Source organism: Bdellovibrio bacteriovorus, from assembly GCF_041888015.1.
Lineage (GTDB): Bacteria > Bdellovibrionota > Bdellovibrionia > Bdellovibrionales > Bdellovibrionaceae > Bdellovibrio.
This window is the reverse complement of the sequence record NZ_CP168968.1, coordinates 2,404,125-2,418,815: the sequence shown is the minus strand read 5'-3', so window position 1 is coordinate 2,418,815 and position 14,691 is coordinate 2,404,125. Positions and strand designations below refer to the sequence as shown.

Sequence of the window (14,691 nt, the reverse complement as noted above, 5' to 3'; positions counted from 1 at the left end):
ATGTTCCGATACTTAGTACATGGGACTAAAAGGAACGTTTACTGCACTCCTTATCATTTTCGGCTTCGAGGCAGCCCACGCGGCACCTGCAGCCTTAACCTATCAAGGCCGTATCGTCAAAAGTAACGGGCAACCGCTGGAATATGCGGCTGTCGCGTTCGAGTTTACGGTTTTGGCTCCGAACAAGACCTGCGTTTTGTATCGAGAGCAGCTCAATAACGTCAACATGGTGAATTCAGGCGGGGTCTTCGACGTCAAAATCGGAAGTGCGCACAACTATCCCGGGGGAAATAATCCGAGTTTCACCATTTTAGATGCGTTCAACAATGCTTTGCCTTTGGTGTGTGATGGGAATTCTCCTTACAACCCAGGCCTGACCGATGGCCGCTTCCTGCGTGTACGTTTCTATGATGGCGCTCAGTGGAACACGATTTCACCTGACAGTGAGATTCGCACCGTTCCTTTTTCTGGTTTCGCGGCTTCCGCGGCGAAGTTGGGCTCTAATGTCGCTTCTGACTTTGTCATGAAAACCGAAGTGAACGGAAACTTGAGTTGTGACTCAGGCAGCTTCCTGACCTGGGATGCGATCAACAAGGAATTTGGTTGTGCGGCCGTGGCGGGAGCCAGCGGCGGCACCGTCAAAACTGTGACTGCCTCCGCGGGAAGCAATCCGTATTTGACGGTCTCAGCAGACACCGTGAATCCTATGATCACTTTGAATGTCGGCACAACTTCAGGAACAGTGGCAGCCGGGGATGATGCGCGATTTACGAATGCCCGGACTCCGTCAGGAACCGCGGGTGGTGCTTTGTCCGGCACTTATCCTAATCCGGGTTTGGCCGACAATGCAGTGACCACAGCAAAGATTGCCGATCAGGCGATTTCGACGGCAAAACTTTTTGCAAATCCGGGCATCAACCGTCTTGTGAAAACCGATTCTGCGACGGGTGATACACTGGAGCCGTTCTATTGTTCTGCGGGCCAGGTGATGGTCTGGAATGCCGGAACAGGCTGGACTTGTGCCAATCAAACCTCGTTGGCGGTGGGGTCTGCTTCTGTGTCAGCCAACTTCACAGGAAGTCTTGTGGGGGATGTCACGGGCACACAAGGTGCCACGGTGGTTGAAAAAATCAAAGGCTATGATCTGGACTTCACAGCAGCGCCAACCACAGGTCAGGTGTTGAAGTTCAATGCCTCGGGGAAATGGGTTCCTTCCAATGACAGTAATGCCGGCGGTACGGTGACGAATGTTTCTGCCACCGCACCTTTGTCTGTTACCAATGGTGGAACGACACCGCAGATTTCTATCACCAAAGCGGATAACTCCACCGACGGTTATTTGTCAGCCAGTGACTGGATTGTCTTTAACGGAAAACAAAATGCTCTGGGTTTCACTCCGCTAAATCCCGCAAATAATCTGAGCGAATTGACCGCGACGGCAGCAACGGCGCGAACCAACTTGGGGCTGGGAACTGCGGCGGTGAAAAACGCCCCGGCGGCTGGTGATGCTGCGGCCACGGAAGTGGTCTTGGGCAATGACACTCGTTTAACAAATTCCCGTGCTCCCTCCGGAGCCGCTGGTGGGGATTTGAGTGGCACTTATCCAAGTCCTACGTTGGCAGCGATTGGTGCCGGTGGTACGGGCACTAAGATCACTTACGACACCAAAGGACGTGTGACGGCAGCGACGGGACTAGCGGCAGGTGACATTCCTAATCTGGATTGGTCAAAAATCACTTCCGGCAAACCCACCACGCTTTCGGGTTATGGAATCACGGACGCATTGGTTTCCAATGCCGGAGGTTCACCAAGTATTCAGTCAGGCACGGATGCGGCCAAACCGGCTTCTCCGGCAGCAGGGGCGATCTATTTTGCTTCGGACACAAAGATTATCTATCAGTACAACTCAGGGGCCTGGGTGGCCATTGCTTCTTCGGCAGGGGCAGGTGGGACGATCACTTCTTTAACCGGGGATGTGACCGCCTCTGGTAACGGAGCTGTCAGTGCGACGGTGAATTCCGTGGGTGGTTCTTCCGCGGCCAATGTGAATACGGCGACACTGGCGGCAAATGCCGCGACAAATTTGAATACGGCCAGCACGATCGTGAAACGGGATGTTTCCGGTAATTTTGCCGCCGGCGCTATAAGCGCGGGATCTGTGGTGTTGCGTGATTCAGGTTCTAACACGGTGACCTTGCAGGCTCCGACGACCGTGACGACTTCTTATGTTCTTAAGTTCCCGGCCGCCGTGGGCGGTGCCAATCAAGTTCTGATGACGGATGCCAGTGGCAACTTATCATGGACAACTCCGGCTGTGACCTCCGGTGTGGCCGTGACGTCTCCGATTGTGAATTCCGGAACAGCCAGCGCACCGAACATCGGCATTCAGGTGGCTAACGGGACTCAGAACGGCTATCTGTCCTCTGCGGACTGGACGACTTTCAATAATAAACTTTCTGCGACACTGGCTCCGGGCAATATCCGTGTGGGTAATGCATCCAGCGTGGCCACAGCTGTGGCGCCTTCAGGTGATGTGAGCATGACCAATGCGGGCGCGTTCACGGTGACCAAAGTTCAAGGAACGGCGGTCAGTGCCACAGCGCCTACGGCAGCAGGGCAGGTGCTTCGCTATAACGGCACGACCCAATATGCACCGTCCTTCCTGCAACTGGGGGATTTGCGTTCAACGATCACCCCTTTTGGTGGTGTGTTTGCCAGCACGGCGTGCTCAGCTTCTCAGACGATGTATTATAATGCCGCGACCGACACGTTCCTGTGTCAGTCGATCTCTGTGACCGCGGCTAACTTTGCCAACCAGGCGCAGAACTCATTCTTTGCGGGACCGGCGTCGGGTGGTGCGGGCGCTCCGGCGTTCCGTGCGATTGCCTCGGCAGATCTGCCAACTGTCGGCACGGCAGGAACTTATCGTTCGGTTACGACGGATGCCTATGGTCGTGTGACGGCGGGAACAAATCCCACAACGGCTGCAGGGTATGGACTTACGGATGTCTTTGTGAATGGTGGAAACAACTTTGGTGCGGACGCCACCTTGGGGACCAACTCCGCCAACTCGTTGATTTTGGAAACGAATGGCGCCGCAAGAATGACAGTGGATAGCGCGGGCCGGATTGGCATTGGTCAAAGCCCGACGACTGACGGGATGTTGACGATCAAAGCAGATGCGACGACGGTGGCTTCTCTAAAATTGGATAGTGTTGCCTCCGGAATCCCTTCGATAGATATGCTTCGCAACGGCAGTTGGATGGGAACGCTGGGGTATAGCAGCGGCGGATCCAATGACCTGTTCGTCAGCAACGGTGTCAACGGAGCCATCATCTTTGATACCAATAATGTCGAAAAAGTCAGAATCTCTGCCACAGGTTACTTGGGTGTTGGGACAAATGCCCCAGGCTCTACTCTGCACGTTCGTCAGAAGGTGTCAGAGGCTCCATTTAAAGTCTCCAAAGCTGATGGGACCGATATTATGTCGGTGGACTGGGCGGGACGAATCACGATGGATACAAATTCCAACTCAACAGTGCCAATGCTGACTATCGGAAATGGAAACTTCGGGGGTCGGTTGTTGGTTTTGAATGGCAAGACCGGCAACACTTCAAACTTGTTAGAAATTAAGCACAACAGTGTTGATCGCATGGTGGTCACTTATGATGGAAAAGTGGGTATTGGCAATGCGGCACCCAGCGAGGCTTTAGAAGTCACTGGCAATATCAAGGCCGCGTCCTATCTTTACACCTCAGACGCTCGTCTGAAAAAAGACGTAGTGACCCTGCCTCAGGCCCTGGAAAAACTTCTGAAACTTCGTGGGGTGAACTTCGTTTGGAAGAACAACGAAGAAAAAACCGTCGGTTTCATCGCACAGGAAGTCGAAGCTGTGTATCCGGATCTTGTGAAGACGGACAAGGTTTCTGGCTATAAATCAGTTCAGTACGGCAATATCACGGCCATTTTGGTTGAAGCTCTTAAGCAGGAACATGCCGAGCGCCTGGCGGACAAAGAACTTTGTCAAAGCCAGATTGCCACGGTGTCTCGCGGACTGGCCAGTGTTCAGCAAAACTCTGAGGTTCGCATGCAGCAGCTTGAGAAAGAAAACCAGGATCTGAAGCAGCGCTTGGAACGTTTGGAACAGGCCCTTTTGAAGGGGAAATAAACCTGTGAGGTATTTAGGGAAGATTTTTTTCATTCTGATCACGGCGCCATTGCTTTTGGCGTTGAACACCCAGGACACCGGGCACAGGGTGAATCGTTCCACAACCAAAGCTATCAACGCTCACAATGTCTGTAAGAAAGTGATTAATGCCAACGTCGCAAAGGACTTTTTCGTCCCGACGAAAACAGCGGCAGAATGGACTTCTTTTCGCTCGAACCTGCCAGCCAGTGTGACCTTGGGAAGCTGCACCTCGTGCCTGGATATTCTTAACAGCAACGGTTCTGAAGGTGATGGCGTTTACTATGTGGACCCCACGGGCAGTTCGCCGTTTCCAGTCTATTGTGATATGACCACCGATGGAGGTGGCTGGACGCGGCTGTTCCGTCATAATATCGCGGGCGGATATTTCGCTGATGCTGCCGATGCATTGACTAAGAATGCCACAACACCGACGGCGAATTTGCATTCGATTTTAAACCGTATTGATAATTTTAAAACTTCCGGCAATCGTTATCACTTCCGTTTAACCTGGCCGGGCGAACCGCTTAAAAATATCTGGTTCCAGACAACCAATCCCACAGCGGATGTGAATGTGGCAGGATATGCATCTGAATTTGTGCAAGGGTATTCCAACTATTGGAGCGGTTTGGAGTTGTCTAATGGAACTCACGGTCCGGCTTCCACATCCGCGTTTCTGGATGGATCGGTCAATCATGGCAACTGGTATTATGGAGTAGGAACCTACGCCAGTTGGGGTACGACTCCGTCAGGAATTCCGGCATCAGATGTTCTGGGTTCCAGTCACGGGGTTCCCGAAGTGAACCTGTGGATTCGCGAGGATAATACACACACGGTTTATCAATCCTGCAAAGCGATTCTGGCGGCGGGCGCTTCCAAAGGAGATGGGATTTATACGATTGACATTGATGGCGCCGGTGCCACAGCCCCTTATGAGGTCTTCTGTGACATGACGACTTCCGGCGGAGGCTGGACACTGGTGGCTTATTCCAATGGCTCTGTGACGGCAAGCACGCCCAATGACTTTTTTGTGAACACTTATAATCTGGCCCTGTCGGGAAGACATATTTTGAATCAGCAATCCTCGATCAACGCGGAAGCCTTTTCGATTGCAGTCAACACCACGGATGCGATGTTTGTATCGCCGTCGTATAATAGCGGTGCCCCGATCATTGATCTGGCCGGAGGCAACTGGAATTATAACACCACGAAATGCACCGGTAATTTACGCCACACCAGTCGTACTGCCGGGTGTGCCGGGCAAACTGCGAATGATCACTTTGATAGTTCCGATGCATTGAATATCGCATTTAATTCCGGTAACGAGGGGATTGTGCCTGCGTATAAAGCCACGGAAGTCTGCTACAGTGGCAAGGGTTCGTGTAACTTTAAGTTCTTCTTACGATAAAGATGTGAAGGAAACAGCTTGTGAAAAGAAAACTGCTTTGGACATCTTTGCTGACACCGTTTCTGCTGGGAATAAACACCCTCAGCGACGGGTACCGCATTCCCAAGGGAAGCTCTCTGCGTTTGTATCTTCCTTATGGAGCGCAGGGGTCTTGCTATAATATTCAGAACAATCATGCCTCCAGTGACTTATTCGTCCCCACAAAAACCAGCACGGAATGGACCGCGTTTACGGGTGCCAGTAAGCCTGCTTTTATTGTCGCGACCCAGTGCTATCCAAAATCCTGCAAGGAAATCAAAGAAACTTTAAGCAGTCCGGCAGATGGCGTTTATACTATTGATTCAGACGGACTTACGGGAAATGCCTCTTATCAAGCCTATTGTGACATGACCACAGACGGTGGGGGATGGACCCGGATCTTTCGCCACAATACGGCCGGGGGATATTTTGCAAGTACTGCCGATGCGCTTAGCAAGAATACGGCAGCTCCGACCGGGAATCTTTATTCTGTGTTGAACAAGATTCCTGACTTTGTCGCCGGTGGTAAATATCGCTTCCGACAGACCTGGCCCGGGTATTCACAAAAAAATATCTGGTTGCAGTCCACGAATCCTCTTAGTGACGTTGTAGTCAGCGGATGGACACCGATTATGGCAACGGCGATCACGGATCGTTGGGGGGGGCTGGAACTGGGGAACGGAACTCACGGACCGACGAATAGTAATCAGTCTTTATTGGATGGTTCAATACAGTTCACGGATTGGTGGTATGCCGTGGGTTCAACAGTGGCCTATGGAACTCCAGCGGGGATTCCGGCGGCAAGCTCGATGCTGGGCACAGGGGCAGGCGTCGCGGAAGTGAATCTGTGGATTAAAGAGGACGATACTGTGGCAACCTATAATTCCTGTAAGCATATTCTTGATAGCGGGGCGTCCATTGGTTCAGGTCTTTATATGATTAACCCCGGTGGTGGCGGCAGTGTTCCGGTCTATTGTGATATGACCACGGATGGCGGCGGCTGGACGCGCATTTTGAATCATAACTTTTCTGACGGGGTCTTTGCCAGTGTGGCCGAGGCATTGAACTACAACTCCTCCGCTCCGTTGGCAGCCCGGTATTCCATCATGGGACGAGTGGGTGGTTTTTATCGTTCAGGAAAGTTAGAGCTAAGAATCAACTGGCCGGGTTCAGGCAGTACACTTCGCAACTGGTGGACTCAAACCAGTAACTTTACCGCAGATCCGATTGCGGGTTACACGGCGGTGGCTGTGGAATGTACGACAAATTACTGGGGTGGACTTGAATACAATGGCGCTTCCAATATGGCACTGTCTGATGGGTCGGTCAGCCATTCGAATTGGTTCTATGCGGTGGGGATGATGGCGGCTGCAGGTTACGGAACTCCGGCAGGGATTCCCGCATGTGAAACTGTGACCGGAGCGGGAGTCATTGGTGTTCCTCGTGTGGAACTTTGGGTAAAATAATTCAATACCAAATTCAGAAATAAAAAAAGGGAACCCGAAGGTTCCCTTTATCACATTCTTGCGGTGAAGCAGGAATTAGTGACCAGCAGGAGCTGTTGCAGGTGCAGCAGGAGCTGCAGCCGCTGCAGGAGCAGCTTCTTTAGTGTGTTTTTTCTTAGCAGCTTTTTTCTCAACTTTAGCAGTTTCAGCAGCAGGAGCGGCTGGAGCAGTTGTTGTAGCAGGAGCTGTTTCGTTAGCGTGAGCAACAACACCAGCAAAAGCGATAGACATCAAGATAGAAGCAAATTTCATAGTAACCTCCTAATGGTTCTTTGTGAGCTTCAATTGCGGAACAAAGAAAGCCTAACAAAGGAGGTTAAAACCCTAATTAAAAACAGATTAAATGTTTTTAATTTCAAACATAAATTTCGCGCCGGACCCCGAGTGATTTTCAGCACTTAGGCGGGCGTTGTGGAGGATGGCGATTTTTTGTGCAATCGCCAGTCCCAGACCAAAGCCCTTAACCCGGGTTTCCATATTAGACCCGCGCGAGAAGCGCTCGAAAATCAGCGGCAGTTGTTCAACGGGAATACCGGGGCCGTTGTCTTCGACAATCAGTGCGGAGGTCTCTGTGGTGTGGTGAAGCGTGATGGAAACCACTTCGTTATTGGGTGAATACTTGATGGCATTTTCCACGATGTTCACGATGAGATTTTCCAGCAGATCATTGTCCCCGCGAATCAGGCGGTGGTCTTCACCGGGCTCATTGTTGATGGTGACTTTCAGTTTGATGTTTTTGGATTTAGCCAGTTTCTCACAACGAGCCAGAGCTCCGAAGACCAACTCGTCAAAATTCAGGTCCTGCAGATTCATGGCCCCAATCCCGGCATCCACGCGTGCTAGCAGCAGCATTTCCTGAACGATGCTGGAAAGACTGTCCACTTCCTGCAAAGCACTTTTAATGAACTGATCGACATCACGATGTTCGGTTTTTTGCAGCAGTTCCAGCTCGCCCCGTATGATGGTTAGCGGAGTCAGCAACTGATGAGAAGCATCCGCGACGAAGCGTTCCTGGCTCATAAACGCCTGTTGAATACGATCCAGCATTTCATTCAAGGTCAGGGACAGTTGCTTGATCTCGTCATTGGCGTGAGGCACCGGAACTCTTTTGGACAGCTCGCTGGCTTTGATCTCTTTGGTGATGTGAATGATGTTGTTCACCGGCTTTAAGGCCCGCGCAGATAGAAACAAGCCGCCAAAGGTGGCGACAATCAAAACCATCGGAATACCCAACTGCATCAGGGTCAGTCGTTTTTGGATCTGTGTTTCCAGCAGGGTCATGGGTACAGCGATTTGCAACAGCAACTGCGGTTTGGCGGCATTGTCCAAGGGGAACGAAATCAGGCGATAGGAATCTGCTTCGGCGGACGGGATGTTGCGAATATGCTCGATGGTGCGATAGGTGGCTTCTTCGCCTTTCCAGATCCGTTCAAAGTCCTTTTTGTAAGGTGGGTTGAATTCGCCAAAGTTTCCAACCCGGGCCAGCACCGCGCCCGAACTATGGCGGACCTGAATCAGCGCCGTTCCCAAGGGGAAGGGTAAAATCTTTCCATGATCCAGTCGCAACGGCGGGAAGCTTAAATCCCCTTTGATGCCGATCTCGATCCCGTCGGACACGTCCACGCAGTAGTTAAAGAGTGCATCGTCAAAGTCCTGCTGAAGATTATCAATCATCATTTGGAACAGGAACATATTAAAGAACACCGTCGTCGTCCCGAAGATCAGAACAAAGATCAACGACAGGCGCAGACGAATACTGAAACTGGAAAGAAAATTACGAATTTTCTTTAAGAACATAGCCGGTGCCCACCACAGTGTGAATCAGACGTTTTGGGAAAGGAGCATCGATTTTTTTGCGCAACAGATTGATGTACACATCAATCACGTTGCTTTCAGAATCAAAATGAATATCCCAAACATGTTCAGCGATGGAAACACGACCCAAAGGACGCTCGGGATTTCTCATGAAGTATTCCAACAGCGCGAACTCTTTTGAGGTCAAAGAAATATCCTGGGATGCTCTGCGGGCTTTGCGCTGAATCAGATCCAGTTCCAGATCGGCATATTTTAAAATATTAGTGGCGCTGCCTCCATTGGCCGGGGTTTTACGGCGTAAAAGAGCGCGCACGCGGGCGTGAAGTTCGTCAAAAGAATACGGTTTCGTCAGATAGTCGTCAGCCCCGGCGTCAAGACCGTGAACTTTGTCTTTGGTGGTGGAAAGAGCGGTCAGCATCAGGATGGGGCCTTCAAACCCATCGCGGCGAATATGGCGGGCAGTATCGATGCCACTTTGATCCGGCAGCATCACATCCAGAATCACCAGATCATAATCGCCCTGGGCCAGATAGGATTCAGCCGCAGATCCGCTTTCGGCAAGATCAACAGCATAGCCGACCTCATTCAAGCCCTGCTTCAGGAAGTTCGCCATCTTTACTTGATCTTCAACGACTAGAATCCGCATGTTCTACGGGCCCTTTCTGATCTTGTTTTTCCTTCATGAAATAATAATCCAGAATACTCATCAAGGATTTGTATTTCATGGCCAATTGTTTTTTGTGCTCGGTGCTTTCGCCGCGAACAAGGCGTTGGTAGTTGCCTTCCCAATCCAGAGGTTGATCATTTTCTGCTTTGCCGGACGTCAGGACGCCGCCTGTGCGATCCACAATCAGGCCCGAGTTATTGACGGCGAAGTCATCAGTCTTGTCAAATAGGTCACGGCCCAGCGAATAGTACGGTGTTTCTGACAAGGCCAGATTGTACAGGGTTGGGGGAATGTCTGATTGTGAGCCAAAGGCTTCAGGGGCCATTTTCTTTCTGATGGCGTCTGGCAGGTATAGATAGAAGGGCACAGAGCCTTTTTGCAGCAGCTCCTGCTCGGTGAAATTCACAATCCAGAAGGTGTGATCTCCGGTGACGGCCACGATCACTTTATCTTTCAGCGGGGAACTCTTCAGCTTGGTCATGAATTCGGCCAGCTTGTCCGAGGAATAGCGATATGTCTTAAAACGCTTTTCGGCCAACGAAGCATCGCCAATCAACCGGCTTTTGAGTTCTGCCGGTGCATTCAAGGAGGGGGCCTGGTAAGTGCTCGGCAACTGATACGGCGGATGGTTTGTGGTGGTCATGGTCAGCAGGAACTGCGGATCTTTGGCTTCAGACAAGGTCTTTAGCACATAGTCGAAAAGGTCTTCATCATAGATGCCCCAGTCATGCTTTTCCTTGATTCCGCCGAGGCCTTCGGCGATTTCATTTTCACCATCTACGGCATCGAAGCCCTGTTGGAAGGCGAACTTGTTCACCTCGCGCCAGCCGGGATTGCCACCATAAAGGAAGCGGGCTTTGTAACCGGCACGTTTAAACACTCTTGCGGGGCTTGAGCGGAAAGGCACCTGCAGGTAACTACTTTCAGTCAGGAACTCGCTGATCGGTCTTTGCGGCGAACCAATCATCAGGCAGCTGAGACTGCCGATTGTGGCATTGGTGCTGGACAGGAAGTGGGTCAGGTAGGTGTCTTGCTGAAGATGTTTTTCAAAATCGCCAAGCAGATTGAACTCCGGCTGATTGTAGTTAAACCAGTACGCCCCCATGGACTCCATCACCAAAAGCAAAACATGCGGGCGCGTTTTTTCGGCCCAGACATTTTTCGGAGTCACTTTTTTCATCAGTTGCAGGGGATCTGCCGGAACTTGATCTTCAGAAATTTGATAGAAGTCCGCAAAGGCCTTGCGATAGTTTTCACCATAGCCGTAATGACGAAGGTTGCTGTCCCACTTGGAGCTTTGTTGGGATTTTAATTCAATCGCCCGGGTCAAAGCGCGCACACCGTTGAAGCTCAGGTGATTGACGAAAATGCTTTTGGAAATTCCGGTGTCCATTTCGCTTAACGGGAACAGTGCCAAGGAACCACGGGCACCGATGCCGTTAAGGACGAACAGCACAAAAAAGAACAGAACAAAAACGGGGTACGAAATTGTCTTCACTCTGGACGGGAGCCACTCTCGCCCTTGAGTGAAATTGATCTTAAGCCCTTTCCACAGCAGATAGGTGAAAAGGCCCAATCCCAGGAAGATCCAGATCACCGGATAGTTGCTCCACATGGTTTTTGTCAGCGCCCAGGTGTCGTCTTCAAAGTATCCAAAGATCAAGACGTTGATGCGATCCTGATAGAAGCTGTAAAAACCGAAATCCACTGCAGAAAAAAACATCACGATGAAAAGCATCACGGTGTAGTACGGGATCAGAAAGCGCGAAAAACGGGAAAACAGGGGGTTCAGGACTGGGGTAAAGCCCTTCCAGAAGGCGAAGAGACTGAACACCAACAACAGCAGCAGGGGAATGGCATTGATATAAAACAAGATGGTGCCATCAAAGCGTGAACCCAGGATGAAGGCTTTAAAAACATCCCCGGAAAGCTGGGACAGCTCGCGGGAATCCCCGAAAGTCAGCATAAAAGCCCAGCGCCACAGGAAACCAATGAAAAGGAAAACGACATTCACGATCAGAATGCGTTTAAGATAAAGCCACGACTGATTGAACCATTGAGCACGAACGTTTTTCATTGAGGAAGTGAAAGTCTCACTTCCCGGGCTTAGGATCAATCTGGAATTGTACCGAAATCCCATTTTTGATTAGGGTCTGCAGGGGGCTGGAAGTCGCCACCCTTGCCACCTTGAGCGGCTTCAACAGATTTAATCCGTTTTTCACCATCGGCGGTGATGGAAACCGGCGGGCCACCGGGTTTGCGGGACTTTTCCAGCAGCTTCAAGGTTGCGCCATATTGCGGCAAAGAGCGGGGTAAAGTGTAGGCTCCCTTGGCCTTGTCGCCATCAAAAAAGACTTCAACTTCTTCAGAGATTTCACGCACGACGCGTACTTTGGCGGAAAAGCTCTCTGACTTTTCGGATTCGGCCTCTTGCTCATAGATCGAGGTGTTGATCTTCTTACTTTGGGCCTGTGCATCACCCGTGAGAAACAGAATCATGATGAAACTCAGCATTGTATTTCCCCTTTCTCAATATAATGCACCTCCTTTTGTTGCCGCGCAATAGGCCTTATGCTAGGGTTTGTGGCATCTAACGAGGAGACCTTATGAATTTGGGTTGGACTGAAATTCTTCTTATTGGCGGTATCGCCTTGCTTCTTTTTGGGCCAAGCAAACTTCCCAATTTGGGACGTTCTTTGGGTGAATCCATTCGCGGCTTCAAAAAAGGTCTGAATGAAGACCCAAGCGAAGAGCGCGAAGCAAAACAACAGATCTCTCAGAATCAGCAAAAGCCGATGAATGAGCAGGCTCAGACTCAGACTGAAGAGAAAAAAGACTCTCACAAGCAGTCATGAGCTCTTCCAAAATCGCTCTGACTCAGACTGTGCAAAAGGGAGGCTGTGCTGCGAAAGTGGCCGCTTCCGAGCTTAGAAGTATTTTGCAACAGGTGAAGTTTCCTGCAGCCCACCCAGCCTTAATGGTTGATGGCGGGCTGTTTGACGATGCTGCGATTTACAAAGTGAACGATGAGATCGCTCTCGTTCAAACTCTTGATTTCTTCACTCCTATTGTCGACACCCCGAAACTTTTTGGTGAAATTGCCGCGGCAAATGCTTTGAGCGATGTGTATGCCATGGGCGGAAAACCCAAGACGGCCATGGGGATTTTGGCGTTTCCGATTGCGACAATGCCTTCGGAAGTCATTGTTGATGTCATGCAAGGGGCCAGCGACAAAATCGCCGAAGCCGATGCCAACTTTGTTGGTGGGCATTCCATTGATGATGACACCTTGAAGTTCGGCTTGTCTGTGACCGGCTTCGTGAATCCGCAATATGTTTGGTCCAATGCCGGGGCACGTCCCGGGGATCATCTGATTCTGACCAAGCCCCTGGGAACCGGGACTTTGACGGCGGGATTAAAGCGCCAGGAAGTCAAAGAAGAAGACATCATGGAAGCTTTAGTCAGCATGGCCACAGTCAATAATGCTGTGGACTATATGACTCCGCATTTGCAAAAAGAGGTTCATGCCGCAACGGATATCACGGGCTTTGGCCTGTCCGGGCACTCGATGCAACTGGCAAAAGCGAGCGAAGTCAGCCTGCGTATTTCTGTTGGTAAGCTGCCTCGGTTTGCCAAGGCCTTGTCCTTCCTGGAAAAAGGCTTTCTGACCAAAGCACACCGATCCAACGCCCAGTACACCGAAAAAGATGTGAGTTTTATCCAGGTCGATGACCTTCATAAACTTTTGACCCATGACCCTCAGACAAGCGGGGGGCTGTTGTTGTCTGTGTCCGCAGCGGTGAGTGGGGAAATGGTTCAGGCCTTGCGTGCCAAGTTTAAATCTGCTGAGATCATTGGAGAGGTTTTGCCTCTGCAGGATAAAGCGGTGATTTTTGAGTCTTAAGAATATCAAACCTGATCAAATCAAAGAACTTTTTGCCCGGAACATTCCGTTTGTGGATGTGCGGGCTCCCGTGGAATTTCACCAGGGCAGTTTGCCGGGTGCTGTGAACATGCCCATCATGAATGATGAAGAGCGTGCCAGTGTCGGGAGCACCTACAAGCGGGAAGGCCAGGAAGCAGCTGTAAAGCTGGGTCATGAACTGGTTTCAGGCGCTGTCAAAGAGGAGCGGGTGGAAGCCTGGAAGGCCTTTTTTGAACAGCACCCACAGGCGATTTTGTATTGTTTCCGCGGAGGCAAACGATCGCAGATCACCCAGCAATGGTTGCGGGAAGCTGGCCTTTCTGTGCCGTTGATCACCGGGGGCTACAAGGCTGTTCGGTCCTATCTGATGAAACAAATCGAAGAGTTTTCAGTCCGCCATGAGATGATTGCTTTGTCGGGGCCGACGGGCAGTGGGAAAACTCATCTGTTGCATCGCTTGCGAGATCAGTATCCAGTGATTGATCTGGAGCATTTGGCTCGTCATCGCGGCTCGGCCTTCGGTGCGATGGATTTGGAACAGCCCACGCAAATTGACTACGAAAACCAGTTGGCCCGAGAACTGATGCTTCTTGAGGACAAAATTGTCGGCGGAATTAAACCTGTGGTGGAGGATGAAAGTCGTCTGATCGGTCGGATTTATCAGCCTGCAACCTTCTTTATCCGTCTGCGCGCGTCTTCTGTGGTGTGGATTGATGAACCCATGCACGTTCGGGTTGAGAATGTTTTTGGGGACTATGTCTTGCAGACTCCGATTGGGTTGAGTGTTCAGTCCTTGCCCCGCTGTCAGGAAGAAGAAGACATTCTAAGAAGCGAAGCTGTGCAGGTGTTTGAAAAGTACCGCCGGTCCGTTATGACCATCCATCGTAAATTGGGTGGTTTGCGGTGTCAGGAAGTAATCGCGGACCTGGATAGGGCTCAGCAAGACTATCTGAATCATCAGGAGCTTTCCAGTAACAAAGTGTGGATAGAAAAGCTGCTTTCTTATTACTACGACCCTCTTTATCTGGGGTCTTTGGAGCGCCGGCAGGTGAATATTCTTTTTAAAGGAAACCTTGCTGATGCCGAAAAATACCTTCTGGAGCTTGTCGGGAAATGACCGCCCAGAGCGTCGCCGCATCGGGTGATGGCCTTATTTTCTCTGTGCGT

General features: G+C 50.9%; 11 protein-coding genes. 6 read left to right on the top strand and 5 right to left on the bottom strand.

Annotated elements, in window-relative coordinates; translation table 11 throughout:
- Window positions 1–19: 19 nt before the first annotated feature.
- The 3 genes from ACES2G_RS11605 to ACES2G_RS11595 are packed head-to-tail and all read left to right on the top strand — an operon-like array spanning window position 20 to window position 7,078.
- Window positions 20–4,168 (top strand): tail fiber domain-containing protein, encoded by a 4,149-nt coding sequence (locus ACES2G_RS11605; protein WP_374000229.1) that lies wholly within the window; start codon window positions 20–22, stop codon window positions 4,166–4,168.
- Between the two features lie 4 nt (window positions 4,169–4,172).
- Window positions 4,173–5,594: a fibrinogen-like YCDxxxxGGGW domain-containing protein gene (locus tag ACES2G_RS11600; RefSeq protein WP_374000227.1), complete on the top strand. Its 1,422-nt coding sequence runs from the start codon at window positions 4,173–4,175 to the stop codon at window positions 5,592–5,594.
- 20 nt (window positions 5,595–5,614) lie between these two features.
- Entirely contained in the window at window positions 5,615–7,078 is a 1,464-nt protein-coding gene (locus ACES2G_RS11595; protein ID WP_374000226.1) for a fibrinogen-like YCDxxxxGGGW domain-containing protein, read from the top strand.
- A 75-nt stretch (window positions 7,079–7,153) separates the two neighbouring features.
- Here ACES2G_RS11595 and ACES2G_RS11590 read toward each other — a convergent pair whose 3' ends face one another.
- From ACES2G_RS11590 to ACES2G_RS11570, 5 genes are all read right to left on the bottom strand, one after another.
- Window positions 7,154–7,369: a hypothetical protein gene (locus ACES2G_RS11590; RefSeq protein ID WP_262555890.1), complete on the bottom strand. Its 216-nt coding sequence runs from the start codon at window positions 7,367–7,369 to the stop codon at window positions 7,154–7,156.
- 87 nt (window positions 7,370–7,456) lie between these two features.
- Window positions 7,457–8,914, bottom strand: a complete 1,458-nt coding sequence (locus ACES2G_RS11585) for a sensor histidine kinase (protein WP_374000224.1) — start codon at window positions 8,912–8,914, stop codon at window positions 7,457–7,459.
- A complete protein-coding gene (locus ACES2G_RS11580; RefSeq protein WP_347359052.1) occupies window positions 8,892–9,578 on the bottom strand; it encodes a response regulator transcription factor in 687 nt (228 codons plus the stop codon). Before ACES2G_RS11580 ends, ACES2G_RS11585 begins: the two co-directional genes overlap by 23 nt.
- The gene (locus ACES2G_RS11575) at window positions 9,559–11,676 is read right to left on the bottom strand and encodes a sulfatase-like hydrolase/transferase (protein WP_347359053.1); all 2,118 of its coding nucleotides are present in this window, start codon (window positions 11,674–11,676) and stop codon (window positions 9,559–9,561) included. Before ACES2G_RS11575 ends, ACES2G_RS11580 begins: the two co-directional genes overlap by 20 nt.
- A 35-nt stretch (window positions 11,677–11,711) precedes the next feature.
- The gene (locus ACES2G_RS11570) at window positions 11,712–12,113 is read right to left on the bottom strand and encodes a hypothetical protein (RefSeq protein WP_347359054.1); all 402 of its coding nucleotides are present in this window, start codon (window positions 12,111–12,113) and stop codon (window positions 11,712–11,714) included.
- 92 nt (window positions 12,114–12,205) lie between these two features.
- Between ACES2G_RS11570 and ACES2G_RS11565 the strand changes: the two genes are divergently transcribed.
- From ACES2G_RS11565 to mnmH, 3 genes are read left to right on the top strand one after another with little or no spacing between them, the layout of a single operon-like run.
- Window positions 12,206–12,454: a twin-arginine translocase TatA/TatE family subunit gene (locus tag ACES2G_RS11565; RefSeq protein WP_347359055.1), complete on the top strand. Its 249-nt coding sequence runs from the start codon at window positions 12,206–12,208 to the stop codon at window positions 12,452–12,454.
- Window positions 12,451–13,503, top strand: coding sequence for a selenide, water dikinase SelD (selD, locus tag ACES2G_RS11560; protein ID WP_347359056.1), 1,053 nt, complete (start codon window positions 12,451–12,453; stop codon window positions 13,501–13,503). The genes ACES2G_RS11565 and selD overlap by 4 nt, the downstream gene beginning before the upstream one ends.
- Complete coding sequence (mnmH, locus tag ACES2G_RS11555; protein WP_374000223.1) at window positions 13,493–14,641, top strand: tRNA 2-selenouridine(34) synthase MnmH; 1,149 nt, start codon at window positions 13,493–13,495, stop codon at window positions 14,639–14,641. The genes selD and mnmH overlap by 11 nt, the downstream gene beginning before the upstream one ends.
- Window positions 14,642–14,691 lie beyond the last annotated feature (50 nt).

Bases quoted from the DNA above. Each gene is read 5' to 3' on its own strand.
- ACES2G_RS11580 (WP_347359052.1), bottom strand. From the start codon at position 9,578: ATGCGGATTCTAGTCGTTGAAGATCAAGTAAAGATGGCGAACTTCCTG.
- ACES2G_RS11585 (WP_374000224.1), bottom strand. From the start codon at position 8,914: ATGTTCTTAAAGAAAATTCGTAATTTTCTTTCCAGTTTCAGTATTCGT.
- ACES2G_RS11605 (WP_374000229.1), top strand. From the start codon at position 20: ATGGGACTAAAAGGAACGTTTACTGCACTCCTTATCATTTTCGGCTTC.
- selD (WP_347359056.1), top strand. From the start codon at position 12,451: ATGAGCTCTTCCAAAATCGCTCTGACTCAGACTGTGCAAAAGGGAGGC.
- ACES2G_RS11575 (WP_347359053.1), bottom strand. From the start codon at position 11,676: ATGAAAAACGTTCGTGCTCAATGGTTCAATCAGTCGTGGCTTTATCTT.
- ACES2G_RS11565 (WP_347359055.1), top strand. From the start codon at position 12,206: ATGAATTTGGGTTGGACTGAAATTCTTCTTATTGGCGGTATCGCCTTG.
- ACES2G_RS11590 (WP_262555890.1), bottom strand. From the start codon at position 7,369: ATGAAATTTGCTTCTATCTTGATGTCTATCGCTTTTGCTGGTGTTGTT.
- ACES2G_RS11570 (WP_347359054.1), bottom strand. From the start codon at position 12,113: ATGCTGAGTTTCATCATGATTCTGTTTCTCACGGGTGATGCACAGGCC.